The sequence below is a fragment of the Thermococcus sp. 9N3 genome (assembly GCF_012027685.1).
GTDB classification, from domain to species: Archaea; Methanobacteriota_B; Thermococci; order Thermococcales; family Thermococcaceae; genus Thermococcus; species Thermococcus nautili.
In genome coordinates, this window is sequence record NZ_SNUV01000001.1 from 1,023,960 (window position 1) to 1,038,807 (window position 14,848).

A 14,848-nucleotide genomic window follows, 5' to 3' on the forward strand; every position below is an offset into this window, starting at 1 on the left:
ATACTTTTCTATTGAGGAAAAATTGAAAATCGTACTGGATAAAACACCGTCATTGTAAGTGATTACAACCAGGGGAATATCGTTCATGAGAGAGAAGAAAGAGGTTAATGCCACTCCCCGAGAACCGTAAAGTTGCCCGTCAACAGGCCCTCACTTCCCCCAGCAGAGGTGTAAGTTCTCTGCTCGAAAACACCCCCAAGAGGTCTCCCGTTGGAATCCACACTAAGAACAAGCCTCATACTGAGCTTTGTGGTTATAATATAGGGGTTTTCGAGCGGGCCGGCGTTCACGGTCTCCGTTCTGTTGAGCTGGAACGTTAAGTGATAAATCCCATCTGAACGCGTGATGTTTACAAGCTTCCCGTTCTGGGCGACGTATCTGATGAAGTTCAAAACGTTCCACTCAATCCACGCACTGTTGAAGGCTAAATCTCTGAGAAAAGTATCGTTGGTCTCGGGGTTCAAAACAACGGCGTACTCCCTTCCATCCCTGGTTATCCTCCAGGACGCGCTGGAGTTCTGAAAGTTCATACAGGCGTAAACCGATTTCTCTGAAAGCCCGTTGGTAACGTTTGCAGTCCAGCAGATGGAATCGGGACTGTAGCTGGTGAGTGCTTTGAGAACCTCCCCAGAAGTGAGTGTTCGAGTGCTGGAAGATGGCTGGAACGGCACGAACGAGGAGGTAAGAAACGTAAGGAGAAAAACAACAAAAACCGCCAGGAGAACGCGTTTCATCAGTTACCCCCCGAATTTCTGGAGGAAAATCTTCAAATCTGTTTTGAAGGGCTCCTCGGCGCGCTGAATTTCCTCATTCAGAAGCTGGAGGAAGTTCTCCTCGTCGGTCGCCTCCTCCCAGAGTCTCCTAACAAGGTTCTCCAGCCTGTCCCAGTACTCCACGTAGGGGCGGGCTTCAAAGAGGGCCCTTTCAAGCTTTTCGTCGTTCTTCACCGCCATCCCCTCCTAACGAGGTAATACCAGAACCTCTGCCTGTCTTCTTCCTCCCCCAGGAGGAGGAAGTAGCGGAGGATTGAGAGGTTCACGAGGAGGAGGAATATCAGCATTATGTTGTAGGCCGGAACAGTCGCGCTCAGGAAGGCAAAGTAGTCCCAGGTGAAGTGAAGGAGTATCGCAAGGGCGTAGAACTGGGCGAGGGAATCAACCTTTCCCTCAGCTTTTAGGCCGTAGCCGACGCCGATTATGGCAGTCCAGGTGCCGTGGGCGAAGGGCGTCAGGAATGCTCTCGTCAGCGTTACTGCGACGCCCCAGCCGAGGCCGTAGAGGAAGTTTTCAGTGGCGGCGAAGCCGAGACCCGCTGCGACTCCGTAGACGAGACCGTCCATTATGCCGTCCATCTGACCGGCCTTGTAGGGGAACCTGACCGCGAGGGCCTTGGCCGGCTCCTCGACGAGACCGGCGACGAGGGCAACGTAAAAGGCCGTCGTGGGCAGGATTGGCTGTATGAGCCCGCCGATGGTGAGAATGCTCTCGAGGATGTATGCGATGCCAACCGAGAGCGTTGCCCCAAGAAGAAACGTCGTTATGACGTAGCGCTTCGGTTCTGGCTCGTACTTATCCTTGTGATAGAAGTACCAGAGTATCGCGAGTGCCGGAGCGTAGGCGAAGAACAAAAGCGTTGTCAGCACGTCCATCGCTATCACCCATGAGGGTAATCTTTGAGGGGTTTAAACTTTTCGTCACAGCCGTGAGAGGGCTGTCCTAAGGCTGGAGAGCCGTCCAAAATCCAGGAGTTCATTACCAACGGGTACGAGAACCCTGAAGTCCTCACGATAAAACCTGAGGAACGGTGATACAATCTCCCTAAGGACATCGTTGCCGTAGGCCCAGGGGCTGAACGCGGGCAGGACGATGAGTTTCTCGCCGAGGAGAAAGGCCGGAACCTTAACGATGGCCCCAACCTCGTCCCTGAGCCTTATCGCCGGGTGCTCGTGGCCGATTATGAAGCGCTCGCCTTCAACGACCTTGTGGCCGTGAACGAGCTTCCACCTTCCGAGCTCAAGTTCATCGACGACCTCAACGCCGAGCTCCCGGAGCCAGAGCGTTCCAACGTCGTGGTTCCCTCTGACGAGGACTATCTCTTCAACGAGCGGATTAATCTCTTCGAAAAACGCCTTGAGCTCCGCCCTCTCACGCCACTCCGGGATGAAGGAGTGCTTCAGGTCGCCGTTTATGATTAGCCTCTTCGGCCTTTCGCGCCTTATTAGACCCTTTAAATCTCCGACGACCTCGTGGAAGACCCTGGGGAGGTAGAACCCCTCCCTGGCCATCGCTATCTCGTAGCCGAGGTGCAGGTCGGCTATGATAAGGTTTTTCCCGAGGAGCAGTGCCTTCTCCGGAAGGGGCTTTGGTTCCATGGTTTTAGGTTCGTTTAAATGCTTTTAAACTTTGTTAGGGAAACCGAAAAGGTTTTAAGTCCGTCCACCAAGGTAACAATGGTGAGTAAAAATGGCCTACATTGGGTTTGCGAGGAGTCCGCACGGGCCCGCGAGGACATACGAACTGATTCTTGAGGAGCTAAGGAAAAGGGGGTTCCGCGTTGATTTCTCAAAGCACCACTGGATGGGGGACGTTCCATTCGGGCTCGTCATCGCGGAAACGGATAACGGGAAAATAGCGGTCAGGTGGAACCTTGGGCGGGAATTCAGCCTCAAAATCGAAGAGGTAAGCGACGAGGACTGGGATGAGTTTGTGGAGGACACCCTGGAGTACCTCAGCGGCGATTGATGTAGTGGATTCCGGTTTCGTTCACCATTTCTTTGACAGCCTCAAGGCCCAGGAGCATGTAGTTTTTGTCCATAGGCGGCGCTATGTAGCCGATGTAGGAGCCGTTCACGAACTTCCAGCTACCAAGCTCGACGAAGTAAACCTCATCGCCTGTTGAGGAGCTCTTGCTCGTCCAAACGACTATTGAGAGCGTGTCAATTTCCTGACTGAAGTTAACTGCAAGGTAGCCGTAGCCAAGGTTCCCCTCGCATTCGGTATCGTTCGTTTCGAAGCCAAGGGCTTTCAACGTTCCAGCATCTATTTCATAAACGGTGAGCACTCCAGTTGGTGTAAAGTTGTAAACGTACGCGACGGAGCAGTCATCGAGGAGCCTGTCCCCGATGGTGAACTGCCATTTTCCTTCTGGAGGTGAAGGGCCGAGGTAAATCGCCGTAACGTTAGGGGGTGCAGGAGTTATACCACCCATGAGGTCCTTCCACCAAGGGCCTATGGAGAGGACTAGTATCGCAACAAACGCGACCAGTGAGAGTATCACTACCCTGCTCTTGAAGGGGCTCTTCATGGGCATCCTCCAAAGGTAGTTGGAGAACATCCTAAAAATAGTTTATCATTCTGGATGTTTTCTCTTTCGGACGTTCTCAATCACATCGAACAGGCTCCACAGGTCCCTTATGACGTGAAGGTGCGGGATTAGGGCAAGCTTCTCGCGGTTCTTCTCGACGAAGCGAGCGGTGAACGGGAAGTAGTACCACACGAACTCCGTGTTCTCGTCGCCTCTGCCGATGAAGCGCCAGGGCTTGTCGTCCACCCAGATGAAGGTCTCGTTCCCGTACTTTTCGCGGACGAGCTGAAAGGCCTCGTCGAGCGTCATCTCCCTGCCAAAGACGATGACGTCGTCGAAGAAGTCGTAGAGGCCGGCCATCTTCAGCCGTTTGACCTTCATGCCGTCTATGAAGTCCTCTGCCGAGAAGGAGATGACCGTGTGGCCCTCCTCCTTGAGCTTTTTAAGTAACTCCGGGGCGTCGTCTATGGGCTGACTAAGCTTCGCCCTCTCGATGAACCACGTCTCGAAGAACTTCGTCCGGAGGAAGAACGGCGGTTTGTGGGTCTTTTTATGGCCACCAAGGCTCGGTCTCTCGAACTGGAGCTCGATTCTCGTCAGGAGCTTCGCCCACAGCCCCTTTCCAGGGAGCCAGCGGTAGCGCTTCTCAAGTGCCCGCTTAAAGGCCTCCTCTATGCAGGAGTAGCTGTCCATGAGCGTTCCGTCGAAGTCGAAGCCGATTATCATGCCCATCCCCCACGAAGTTATCGGGCCGGCTTTAAGGCTTTCGATGTACATGGCTGTACTAATGTACAGGAGCACAAGGCATATAATCTCAGGGGAGTACTTCAAACGACCGTCTTAACCTTTCGAGGTGGTTGCCATGGGAAAGCACTACCTTCCCAACCTCGCCCAGAGGGATGAAATGCTGAAGGAAATCGGCTTCAGTTCAATTGACGAGCTCTTCTCCGACGTTCCCGAAGGAATGGTCAAAGAGTTCAACCTCCCGGAGGGAAAGAGCGAGTACGAGGTCTTCCTTGAGCTCAACGAGGTCCTCTCAAAGAACAAAACCGTCCTCGAGATGCCGAGCTTCCTCGGAGCTGGAACCTACTTCCACTACGTCCCGGCTCACGTTAAGTACCTCATCGAGAGGAGCGAGTTTCTAACCGCCTACACCCCATACCAGCCCGAGATAAGTCAGGGAATGCTCCAGGCCCTCTTCGAGTACCAGAGCATGATGGCCGAGCTCTACGGCCTGCCTGTAGTCAACTCCTCGATGTACGACTGGGGGACGGCGATAGCTGAGGCCGCTTTGATGACCGTCAGACTCCACAGGGGCAAGAGAAGGCGCTTCGTGATTCCCAAGGCGATAAGCCCGGAGAAGAGGGCCGTCATAGAAACCTACACCCGCGGTGCGAACCTTGAGATAGTCGAGGTTCCCTGGGACGAGAGCGGTAAGCTCGACATCGAGAAGCTCAAGGAAGCCGTTGAAAATTCGGCGGGTGTTTACGTCGAGATGGCCAACTTCTTCGGTCTCGTTGAGGAGAACGTGAGGGAGATAGGCGAGATAGCCAAGGAAGCTGGAGCCTACTTCGTCGTTGGGGCCGACCCGACGATGCTCGGAATCTTCGAGGCGCCGGGCGAGCTTGGAGCGGACATAGCGGTCGGCGAGGCTTCATACCTCGGCAACCCCATGAACTTCGGCGGGCCGAGGGCAGGGGTTTTCGCGGTGAGGGACGACAAGAAGCTCATCCGCCAGATGCCGGGCAGGATAATCGGAATGACGAAAGATGCCGAAGGAAAGAGGGCCTTCGTCATGACGCTCCAGACGAGGGAACAGCACATCAGGCGCGCTAAAGCTACGTCGAACATCTGCTCCAACGAGGCACTCGTTGCCGTTGCTTCCGCCATACACCTGGCCAGCCTCGGGCCGAAGGGTCTGGCAGAGCTCGGCGAGGTCATACTCAAGAACACCGCCTACTTAAAGAGGAGGCTGAGCGAGGTTGCCGAGATTCCCTTTGAGGGCCTTTACTTCAAGGACATCCCTGCTCGCTTCGGAAGGCCCTACGGCGAAATACACGACGCCCTTCTCGCGAGGGGAATCCACGGCGGCTACTACATCGGGGAGCACTTCCCGGAGCTTGGCGAGACAGCGCTCTTCTCGGCGACCGAGACGACGAGGAAGGAATGGGTAGATGCCCTAATCGAGGCCCTCAAGGAGGTGGCCTGAATGTTCCGTCAGGCTAAGTGGGACGAACCTCTCATCTTCGAGCTCTCCCGCGAGGGGCGGGTCGGCTATACGTTGCCGAAGCCGATTGAGGACGTTGATGTCGAAATCCCTGAGAAGCTCAGGAGGAAGAGCAAACTCAACCTTCCCGAGCTGAGCGAGCCAGAGATAGTGAAGCACTACACCCGCTTAAGCGAGATGAACTACGGCGTCGATTCCGGTATCTACCCGCTCGGCTCGTGCACCATGAAGTACAACCCCAAGATAAACGAGGAGATAGCCGGTCACCCCGGGGTCGCCTATATACACCCGTATCAGGATGAGAGAACAGTTCAGGGCGCGCTTAGGATAATGTGGGAGCTGGAGCAGTGGCTCAAAGAGATAACCGGCATGGACCGCTTTACTTTACAGCCGGCAGCGGGAGCGAACGGCGAGTTTACAGGTGTTTCAATAATAAGGGCCTACCACCTTGACAACGGCGAACCGCAGAGGGACGAGATGCTCGTTGCCGATTCCGCCCATGGAACGAATCCGGCCAGCGCGGCGATGGCCGGCTTCAAGGTCATCGAGATTCCCTCGACGGAAGAGGGGACGATGGACCTGGAGGCCCTTGAGAACGCGGTCGGCGAGAGAACGGCCGGGCTAATGCTTACCAACCCTAACACCCTCGGCATCTTCGAGGACGAGATACTCGAGATAGCAAAGATAGTCCACAAGGCCGGTGGACTTCTCTACTACGATGGTGCCAACTTAAACGCCGTCCTCGGAAAGGTCAGACCTGGAGACATGGGCTTCGACGTCGTTCACCTCAACCTGCACAAGACGTTCTCGACACCGCACGGTGGAGGAGGGCCGGGAAGCGGACCGGTCGGAGTTAAGGATTTCCTCAAGGACTACCTGCCCGTTCCTCTGGTGGGTTACGACGAGGAGAACGACCGCTACTACCTTGACTACAACGTGCCCAAGAGCATAGGGAAGGTGAAGGAGCTCTACGGCAACTTCGCGGTGATGGTGAGGGCCCTCGTTTACCTCAAGGTCATGGGCAGGGACGGACTGAAGAACGCGAGCGAGATAGCTGTTCTCAACGCCAACTACCTGACAAGGAAGCTTTTGGGAACGAAGGGCTACGAGTTGCCCGGCAAGACCCTGAGGAAACACGAGACGGTATTCTCAGCCGAACCAATGAAGAAAGAGACCGGAGTTACCGCGATGGACGTGGCGAAGAGGTTGCTCGACTTCGGACTGCACGCGCCGACGGTTTACTTCCCGCTGATTGTGCACGAGGCCCTGATGATTGAGCCGACCGAGACGGTCAGCAGGGAGGAGATTGACGCGTACGTCGAGGCGCTGAAGAGGATAAGCGAGGAAGCCTACACCAACCCCGAGGTCGTCAAGGGCGCTCCCCACAACACCGCCGTGAGGCGCGTTGACGACGTTCTTGCCGCTAAAAAGCCCGTCCTCAGCTGGAGGATGTACCTCGAGCTGAAGGAGAAGGGCGAAGTGGACTACTGAACTGCCCTTTTCTACCCATTTTTGCCCAGAAAGGTTTTTAAAGTTAAAGGGGAAATATGTAATAGAAAACTTACACATGGGTGATTCGTATGACAGTTGGGGTCGGACGCCTTGAAACCACCGGATATGATGTGGGGTTTGATGAATACGTGGTCCCAGTGAGGGGTTTTCTGCTTCAGAGGGGCAAGCTAACCGGAATATACGTAAAGGACGGAATAATCCCGGTCACGGAAGAGCTCCCAAAAGAGGTCCACAAGGCCGTAGTGAAGGGACGTGTGAAGAAGGAGATAACAGTAAGGGAGATACGGTACGGAGAAGAGGACGTCCTTGAGGTTCTCATCGAGGCAGATTACCAGAGCTGGACCGTCTTCACGACGAGCTGAGACATAACCACCTCGATAGAGTTCACTGCAAGAAGTTTACCTAGAACTGCATTCTCAAAAGGGGAGCATTTGAACAACACCACAGGGGGCAATGCTTTCCTCTTGATATCATTTGGAGACCAATTTGAGGTCAGCACGCCTGAACGACGGCAACTTAAAGAATTCTTTGGCGTTCAGCGCTTCTTAGAGAAGCCCTCAGAGGGCTCCTTGAAGAGAATTCTTTGAGAGTACTGCCATTTGAGAGTGCAAACTTCTTAAAATTGCATTCTTAGAGGAGAATCACGAACCTTGGTCAAACTTTGCCCAGCAAAGTTTCGATGGAGCCCCGGGCGGGGTTTGAACCCGCGACCTGCCGCTTACCAAGCGGCCGCTCCACCAGGCTGAGCCACCGGGGCGCTGTTGACGTTGATACGATGGAGGGAGCCTTTATAAATTTTTCCCTCCGAGCTTCTCGACGAGACCCTCAAGGACATCCTTGAACGCTGAAGCGTCAATCCACTTGATGCCCATCTTCTGCGCCCACGTCAGGATTCCAACGTCCGCAGAAACTATCGTCGCGTCCAGCTCCTTGGCGAGAAGAATTAGCTCAAAGTCCTCCTTGCTGTCAACGATTCCCTCTCGAAGGGCCTTGCGGTAGTTCCTCCGGAGCTTCTGGATTATCTTGTCCACGTTGTCCGTCTCGACGACGCTCTCTCGAACGGCCTTCTCGGCAACCCTAAGCCCCTTGTCAACCCGCCTCCTTATGTCGTCTATGAGCTCGTAAACGACGAAGGCCGGAATCTTGAGGTCGTGCAGGTTGGGGGGCTTCTTGATGATGTAGAGCTCTATCTCCGGCTTCAGCTCCTCGTCAACGAAGTGCATGACCTCGCGGTAGATGCCCGGCGGCATGTAGAATTCCACCTTCCCGAAGAGCTTCTCGGCGTAGCCTAGAAAGGTCCTCATGGCCTCGGTTGGGTTATCGCCGAAGTCCTTTCGGATTTCGGGGTTGACGAATATGCTCGTGTCGAGGACGAACCTCAGCGTCATCGGCCACCACAAGGTTATTTAGGGTCGGGGCTTTAAAAGGTTGGGTGAAAACATGAAGGTTGGTGTTGCCTTCGGGGTTAGCGAACTCGCGAATCCGAAGTCGTTTGAGAAGAAGGTCTCCGAGTTCCTCACCGCACTTGCCGGGGACTTCGATGTCGTCGGCGGTTTTATGCTGAGCTCAAAGGCGGACTTTCGGGAGGCCAAGGAGGAGCTCAACTTCAACGAGGTTGATGCTATAATCCTCTACCCCTTAACGGGTGGAACTGAAGGCTTCCTCAAAGAGTTCTTCGTCTTCAGAAGGCCCACCGTAATCTTCGGCGACCCCTTCAACAACTCCCTCGCCGCTGGAATCGAAATCAGGGAGTTCCTGCGTGAGCGGCTCGTTCCCTCGACTCTTGTCAAGGACATGAACGAGCTCAAGGCCGCTCTGCTCGCATACGAAGACTCCCTCGAAACCCTCGAACCATTCCTCCGGGCCAGGCTCGGCCTCATCGGCAGAGTTTCTCCCTGGCTCGTCAACGAGAAGTTTGAGCTCCCCTACACGAGGATTAGCCTCAAGAAGTTCTACGAGTACTACGATAAGGTGAGCGATGAGGACGGCTGGAAGGTCGTTGAGGAAATCTTTGAGCAGGCAAGCGAGGTGAAGGAACCCGGAAAAGATGCCTTAGCGAAGGCCGGAAGGATATACCTTGCAATCAAGGAAATCCTGCGCGATTACAGGCTCGATGGCTTCACGATAGGCTGTTTCGACCTCATAGGCAAGCTCAACGCCACGCCATGTCTGGCCCTCGCAATGTTCAACGCCGAGGGGATTCCGGCCGGCTGTGAGGGCGAGCTGAACTCGCTCCTAGGGATGTACATTGTGAGGAAGTACTTCGATAAGCCCGCCTTCATGGGCAACGTTGCGGACTTCGGGGAGAACCACGTGGTAATCGCCCACTGCACCGCGCCCCTGCTCTGGCGCTACCGCCTGAGGAGCCATTTCGAGAGCGGTATCGGCGTTGGCGTTGACGTCGAGTTCCCAAAGGAAAAGGCGAGCCTCTTCAAGGTTCGCGGAAGGCGCGCGGTTGTTGCCGGCGTTGATGTTGTCGGCAACGAGCACCTAGAGAACAGATGCAGAACGCAGGTGAAGCTCAGGATTGAGGATGCCCCCGAGTTCCTCGACGGAACGCTCGGAAACCACCACCTGCTGGCCTACGTTGATAGCGAAGAGCTTGCCGATTTACTCAGCGAGTTGGGCTTTGAGGTTATGCTCTACTGACTTCTCTTTCGATTCTTATACCAAAAGGTTATAGCCACAAACGTTCTAAGTTTTAGGGGGTGAGAGCTATGAGGCCAGCCCAGGCCGCGATAGAGTACCTTTTCATGATTGCACTCGCGCTCACGATGGTCCTTATAGCCGTCAGGCTCATGCACAGAACCGCCCAAACAGCAGCTGAGAACATGAACCGGGCAAATAAAGAAATAGTGGAGATACTCCAGAACATGACGAACAGTCAGCCCTGAACCTTTCCAAGCATTCCCAGCGCGAGCAGTCCGAGTCCAACCGCCACCGGTAGTGGGTGGAGTGAGGCCGCGATAAATGCCACCACAACTATCGCTATTCTGTAGTACGTCTTAAGGTGTCCCTTGAGCCAGCCTGTAAAGCCGACCGACAGCATGTATAGCACGAGTATCGTGGCGAACAGGTCGTAGACCACTGTTCCAACCATCGTCGGTGTCCAGTCCTTGACTGTTATTATGAACATCTCCGGGTGCGTGAAGTAGATGTAGGGGCCGATGTATCCTGCAACCGCGTAGCGAACGGCGTTGAGGGCTGTTTTCCAGAAGTCACCGCCTGCTAAGGCCGAACCCGCGTAGCTGGCGAGCGCCACCGGCGGCGTTATGTCCGCGAGTATTCCGAAGTAGAACACGAAGAAGTGCGCCGCGAGGAGGGCTATGGCTGTTCCAAAGCCCGGAACCGGCTGGTTGTATGGGTAAACCGAGCTGACGGCCTGATATATTGCCGGCGCCATAACGAGTGAGGTTATGATGTAGTTCGCCGTTGTCGGGACGCCCATTCCGAGTATCAAGCTAAAAACCATGGTAACTATAAGCAGGAGCCAGAGGTTTCCGCCCGTGAGGTCCGCCAGACGGTAGCCGAGGGAGTTGGCAAGGCCGGTTATCGTTAGGGAGCCCTGTATAAGTCCAGCGCTCGCGGCCGCGAGCATGACCGCTGTGCTCGTTTTTCCGGCCTCTATCATTGACTCGTAGGTCGCCGAGAACATCTCCTTTCCGTCGCGCGTCTTCGATATCGCTCCAACGATTAGCGAGAAGATTATTCCGAAGATTCCCGTAAGGAATAGAAGGTTCTCCTTGCTCATGCCGATTGCCTGGTTGAAGGCTATGAAGAGCAGGAACAGCGCCGTTATGTAGAACTTCTCGTTGAACTCCACTTCCTTCTTCAGCGCACCGAGGACGAAGAGGAGAGCCGTTAGGGCGACGAGGATGGGGTAACCCTTGCCTGCGAACATTATGAACGTTCCGATGAGGACTATTGCCACGTAAAGCGCCTCGTTACCTCTAATCTCGTCCTTGGAAATCCATGCGACCCAGATTGCTATTCCTAGGGATGATATTGCCGCGATGTGAGCAGGGATTCCCCAGACCAGGGCGACCGTTATGACGGCTATCGGCAGGAGGATGTAGCTCTTCCTCAGGAAGTAGCGTATCGGCTTGAAGTGCTCCTTGGGCATGCCCTTGAGGCCGAGCCTCTTGGTTTCCCTGTCTATGAAGAGGTAAACGCCCGAGTAGTAGACGAGGGCGGGAATAACCGCGGCGATGATTATCTTGTTGTAGGGCACTCCAAGGAACTCCGCCATTATAAATGCCGCCGCACCCATTATCGGGGGCATCAGCTGGCCACCGGTAGATGCCACCGGCTCAACGGCTCCCGCTATTTCTGGCGGATAGCCGGCCTTTTTCATGAGCGGTATCGTGAAGGTTCCAGTGGTAAGGACGTTGGCGACGCTCGAACCGCTGACGGTTCCCATGAGACCGCTCGCTATGACGGCGGCTTTGGCCGGGCCTCCGGGGCGGGAACCGAAGAGGCTTATCATGAACTCCGTTATATAGTCGCTTATGCCTATTTTGAGCAGGAATGCTCCGAAGAATATGAAGGCGAAGACGTAAATCGTCATGACGTAGAGCGGTGTCGCGAAGATTCCCTCGCTGGCGAGGTACATGTGTTCCGTGAAGACCATCCAGTTGAAGTTGATGTTCTGGATGGCATAGCCAAGGAACACTATGACTACCAGGGGGAGAACCCAGCCTATCACCCTCCTCGTGGCTTCGAGGACTACGAGTATCGCAAGGAGCGCGAAGATTATGTCCTTCTTGTAGACCGTTGCTGTTTCAGCGTAGCTCGGATACCTGAAGAACAGGTAAAACATCGTTATCAAACTCAGGGCTATGAAAACGTAGTCAATCAGTCCAACGTTTTTGAACCTCTCAGAGCGCCGGAACGGGTAGAGGAGATAGGCTATGATGAGAATCATCGCCAGAACGAAGGCCTCTCCCTGCTGGCTCTGGAGCGTGTAGAGCAGGAAGTTGAGCTTTATTCCAACGCGGGAAAGCATGTCGTAGAGGGCTCCGTTGAAGTTGAAGATGAAGAGAATCTCGTATATTCCAATGAGCACCGCCGATACCGTCACGACCATTTCAAGCTTTGGGGGCAGTTTTCTCGTCCTGCTTATTACCTCCTCAAGTTCCTCAACTTCCACATGCTTCTCTTCCAAAGTTAACACCTCCCTAAGGCTGTGAGAATCAGGGGGCACCTCTCAACCCGGAAATGGACGAGCCCCGGGGTCGGTGGCCTGATTACAGACGCGTTGTTCACGACGATTTGAGGCCGGTTGAAGGGTATGAACCAGTAGTCGAGGCTCTTCCCGAGTGGCTGGTCGATGACCTTGTAGTAATAGTCGCCCTCCCTGCCCTGGATGTCCTCCGGAAGGCCGGCCCCAAAGTCCTTCCAGAGCATCTTCCTGACGAACATCCCGCTCGAGTTGACCTCGATTACCTCGATTACCTCGCTGTGCTCCACACTGTGGTTGTACTCAATCCTGAGCCAGACCTCACCGAGGTGATAAACGTACGAGGATGACTTAGTCGTTATCACCAGGGAATTAACAGGAAAAACGGCTGTGGCAAGGAGTATGATGGCAAAAAAGAAAAGGGCCCTTTTCAAGACCCTCACCCGCTCGGTGGCTTGATGTTGTCAGGGACGTTGAGGCCCTTCTCCTCGTAGTACTTGTAGGCTCCGGGGTGGAGCGGTATGCTCATACCGTCGAGGGCCGTGTCGAGGCTTATGTACTTGGCCTTCTGGTGGACTGCGCGGAGCTGGTCAACGTTGTCGAAGAGCACCTTGGTCATCTCGTAGACGACGCTCTCCGGAAGGTCGGCGCTGACGACGAGAATCGCCTTGACGGCGAGGGTTGGAGTATCCTCGGTCATTCCCTTGTAGGTGTCCTTCGGGAGAACCTGCCTGACGTAGAAGATGTAGCCCTCACTCTTGAGCTTGTTGAGGATATCGTCTGATATCGGGATGACCCTAACGGGCGTTGTAACGGCTATCTGGGTTATGGCCGGAGTCGGAGCTCCGGAAACTATAACTGCCGCGTCAATCTGGCCGAGCTTGAGGGCTTGGGCGGCCTGGCTGAACTTCTGGTTGACCTTCTGAATCTTGTCCCAGACGCCGGCCGCCTTAAGAATCTGTTCGGCTGCAACGGCCGTTCCGCTTCCCGGGGCACCTATTGCGACTTTCTTTCCGGCCAAGTCCTGAAGGCTCTTTATGTCGCTGTCCGCCCTAACGACGAACTGAACTGTCTCAGGATAGAGTGCCGCGACACCGCGAAGCTTCTTTATCGCGCTTCCCTCAAACATGTAAAGGCCGTTGTAGGCGTAGTAAGCCACGTCGTTCTGCATAATCGCGGCCTGGGCGTTGCCGTCGCCGATTGCCTTGGCGTTAGAAACGCTCGCACCGCTCGTGACGGCCTTAGCATTTATTCCAGCCTTGTTAAGGAGCTCCGCGTATTTGGAGCCCAACGGATAGTAGACTCCGCTCGTTCCTCCGGTGTAGATTGTTATGGTTCCTGTGTAGGTCGTTTCCCCGGACGTTCCCGAGGTTCCGGTCTGGGTTTCTGTCGAGCTCTGCCCGCCAATACAGCCGGCGACGACCATTGAGAGAACCAAAACGGCCACAAGGGCCAGGGTTGTTAACTTCTTCAAACCACCCACCTCCACATCAATGTGCACAATATGGCTATATGGCCATATTAGTCTATTAGTGTACTTTCCCTTTTTAAATAGTTTGCGTTACAACTTCGAAAAACCTGCGGCCCATGGTTTATTGTTATTACTCAATTTTCGAAGGTGAATGGATATATTTTGCACATTCCCGCGGCTATCGCCATAACGTTTTATAACCTCCCCTCTAACCTGGCCCCGGTGGAAGCCATGAAGGTCATCATGACCACGAAAATCGACAGGGCTTCAATGAACATAATGGAGAAGCTCATTGAGAACTTCAGGTTCAAGGAAACCGACATGGTCTTCGACGGCAACCCAGTTTACCGGAACGGGGAGACGCTGATACTTACAACCAACGACGAGATGATTTACTACGACAACCTCGACAAGGCCATAGAGGCTCAGCTCGGTTTTATGCCCGAGGTGATAGCCTTCGCCTCCAGGCATTCAAGCAAGCAGAAGTTGCCTGCCCTGACGACCCACGTGACGGGCAACTGGGGAAAGGCCATGTACGGCGGGAAGGACGAGAGCCTAGCGATAGCGTTGCCGAGCGCCATGAAGCTTGCCCTCCTCAAGATGAACGAGCTGAACGACCTTGGCTGGACCGTCTGCTACGAAGCAACGCACCACGGGCCGAGCGAGCTCGAAGTTCCGAGCTTCTTCATAGAGATTGGCTCCAGTGAGGAAGAGTGGGTCAACGACAGGGCGGGCGAGATAATAGCTGAAACAATCGTCTACGTCCTTGAGAACTACGAAAAAGCCAAGTTCAAGGTTGCCATCGGAATAGGCGGCGGCCACTACGCGCCGAAGCAGACGAAGCGCGCCCTTGAGACCGACATAGCCTTCGGCCACATAGCCCCTAAGTACGCGCATCCCCTCTCCCGGGAGATGTTCCTGAAGGCCATTGAGAGAACCGCCGAAAAAGTTGAGGCGATATACGTTGACTGGAAGGGAAGCAAGGGTGAGACGAGGCAACTCGCAAGGTCGCTGGCGGAGGAGCTCGGCCTTGAGTTCATCAGGGACTGAGCCGAAACCTTTAAAGAGACTACGGGCCAGTTAAGTTCAGTTTCGGGTTAGCTAAGTTTATATACCACTCCCATACAAACTCCAAAGGGTGTTAAACTCTTCGGAG

Annotated in this window: 17 protein-coding genes and 1 tRNA gene; 7 read left to right on the plus strand and 11 right to left on the minus strand. The window is 54.6% G+C overall.

The features are described 5' to 3' along the window. Window positions 1-104: 104 nt before the first annotated feature. From E3E30_RS05685 to E3E30_RS05700, 4 genes are read right to left on the minus strand one after another with little or no spacing between them, the layout of a single operon-like run. Complete coding sequence (locus tag E3E30_RS05685; RefSeq protein ID WP_167728705.1) at window positions 105-734, minus strand: hypothetical protein; 630 nt, start codon at window positions 732-734, stop codon at window positions 105-107. A gap of 3 nt (window positions 735-737) precedes the next feature. Next, window positions 738-953: a hypothetical protein gene (locus E3E30_RS05690; RefSeq protein WP_042688750.1), complete on the minus strand. Its 216-nt coding sequence runs from the start codon at window positions 951-953 to the stop codon at window positions 738-740. Further along, window positions 944-1,648 (minus strand): PrsW family glutamic-type intramembrane protease, encoded by a 705-nt coding sequence (locus tag E3E30_RS05695; RefSeq protein WP_167728997.1) that lies wholly within the window; start codon window positions 1,646-1,648, stop codon window positions 944-946. Before E3E30_RS05695 ends, E3E30_RS05690 begins: the two co-directional genes overlap by 10 nt. A 45-nt stretch (window positions 1,649-1,693) precedes the next feature. Beyond that, the gene (locus tag E3E30_RS05700) at window positions 1,694-2,371 is read right to left on the minus strand and encodes a metallophosphoesterase (RefSeq protein ID WP_167728706.1); all 678 of its coding nucleotides are present in this window, start codon (window positions 2,369-2,371) and stop codon (window positions 1,694-1,696) included. Window positions 2,372-2,462: 91 nt separating this feature from the next. Here E3E30_RS05700 and E3E30_RS05705 point away from each other — a divergent pair, with 91 nt between their 5' ends. Continuing rightward, a complete protein-coding gene (locus E3E30_RS05705; RefSeq protein WP_042688742.1) occupies window positions 2,463-2,741 on the plus strand; it encodes a hypothetical protein in 279 nt (92 codons plus the stop codon). On the opposite strand, the gene E3E30_RS05710 is transcribed toward E3E30_RS05705, so the two are convergent. Further along, a complete protein-coding gene (locus tag E3E30_RS05710) occupies window positions 2,728-3,309 on the minus strand; it encodes a hypothetical protein (RefSeq protein ID WP_156927369.1) in 582 nt (193 codons plus the stop codon). The two genes, E3E30_RS05705 and E3E30_RS05710, sit on opposite strands and share 14 nt — an antisense overlap. A 39-nt stretch (window positions 3,310-3,348) precedes the next feature. Beyond that, window positions 3,349-4,029, minus strand: a complete 681-nt coding sequence (locus tag E3E30_RS05715; RefSeq protein ID WP_167728998.1) for an HAD family hydrolase — start codon at window positions 4,027-4,029, stop codon at window positions 3,349-3,351. 136 nt (window positions 4,030-4,165) lie between these two features. Here E3E30_RS05715 and gcvPA point away from each other — a divergent pair, with 136 nt between their 5' ends. From gcvPA to E3E30_RS05730, 3 genes are all read left to right on the plus strand, one after another. Continuing rightward, window positions 4,166-5,512, plus strand: a complete 1,347-nt coding sequence (gene gcvPA / locus E3E30_RS05720) for an aminomethyl-transferring glycine dehydrogenase subunit GcvPA (RefSeq protein ID WP_167728707.1) — start codon at window positions 4,166-4,168, stop codon at window positions 5,510-5,512. Then, window positions 5,513-7,021: an aminomethyl-transferring glycine dehydrogenase subunit GcvPB gene (gene gcvPB / locus E3E30_RS05725; protein WP_167728708.1), complete on the plus strand. Its 1,509-nt coding sequence runs from the start codon at window positions 5,513-5,515 to the stop codon at window positions 7,019-7,021. Window positions 7,022-7,110: 89 nt separating this feature from the next. After that, entirely contained in the window at window positions 7,111-7,404 is a 294-nt protein-coding gene (locus E3E30_RS05730) for a hypothetical protein (RefSeq protein ID WP_167728709.1), read from the plus strand. 318 nt (window positions 7,405-7,722) lie between these two features. On the opposite strand, the gene E3E30_RS05735 is transcribed toward E3E30_RS05730, so the two are convergent. Both E3E30_RS05735 and E3E30_RS05740 read right to left on the minus strand, forming a co-directional pair. Beyond that, window positions 7,723-7,799, minus strand: a tRNA-Thr gene (locus E3E30_RS05735). 31 nt (window positions 7,800-7,830) lie between these two features. Beyond that, complete coding sequence (locus E3E30_RS05740; protein WP_167728999.1) at window positions 7,831-8,424, minus strand: RNA ligase partner protein; 594 nt, start codon at window positions 8,422-8,424, stop codon at window positions 7,831-7,833. A gap of 58 nt (window positions 8,425-8,482) precedes the next feature. On the opposite strand from E3E30_RS05740, the gene E3E30_RS05745 reads away from it, so the two are divergent. Together E3E30_RS05745 and E3E30_RS05750 are read left to right on the plus strand one after the other, a co-directional pair. Continuing rightward, window positions 8,483-9,691 (plus strand): hypothetical protein, encoded by a 1,209-nt coding sequence (locus tag E3E30_RS05745; RefSeq protein ID WP_167728710.1) that lies wholly within the window; start codon window positions 8,483-8,485, stop codon window positions 9,689-9,691. 68 nt (window positions 9,692-9,759) lie between these two features. Next, complete coding sequence (locus tag E3E30_RS05750) at window positions 9,760-9,936, plus strand: class III signal peptide (protein ID WP_084606304.1); 177 nt, start codon at window positions 9,760-9,762, stop codon at window positions 9,934-9,936. Here E3E30_RS05750 and E3E30_RS05755 read toward each other — a convergent pair. Genes E3E30_RS05755 through E3E30_RS05765 form a run of 3 tightly spaced genes read right to left on the minus strand, consistent with a single transcriptional unit; the run spans window position 9,927 to window position 13,695 of the window. Then, the gene (locus tag E3E30_RS05755) at window positions 9,927-12,206 is read right to left on the minus strand and encodes a TRAP transporter fused permease subunit (RefSeq protein ID WP_240922542.1); all 2,280 of its coding nucleotides are present in this window, start codon (window positions 12,204-12,206) and stop codon (window positions 9,927-9,929) included. The two genes, E3E30_RS05750 and E3E30_RS05755, sit on opposite strands and share 10 nt — an antisense overlap. Window positions 12,207-12,208: 2 nt before the next feature. Beyond that, window positions 12,209-12,664 carry a DUF1850 domain-containing protein gene (locus E3E30_RS05760; protein WP_346765901.1) on the minus strand — a complete coding sequence of 152 codons (456 nt, stop codon included), beginning with the start codon at window positions 12,662-12,664 and terminating at the stop codon, window positions 12,209-12,211. Beyond that, a complete protein-coding gene (locus E3E30_RS05765) occupies window positions 12,661-13,695 on the minus strand; it encodes a TAXI family TRAP transporter solute-binding subunit (RefSeq protein WP_042688721.1) in 1,035 nt (344 codons plus the stop codon). Before E3E30_RS05765 ends, E3E30_RS05760 begins: the two co-directional genes overlap by 4 nt. A 228-nt stretch (window positions 13,696-13,923) precedes the next feature. On the opposite strand from E3E30_RS05765, the gene E3E30_RS05770 reads away from it, so the two are divergent. Beyond that, a complete protein-coding gene (locus E3E30_RS05770) occupies window positions 13,924-14,742 on the plus strand; it encodes a D-aminoacyl-tRNA deacylase (RefSeq protein WP_167729001.1) in 819 nt (272 codons plus the stop codon). The last annotated feature ends 106 nt before the right edge of the window (window positions 14,743-14,848 follow it).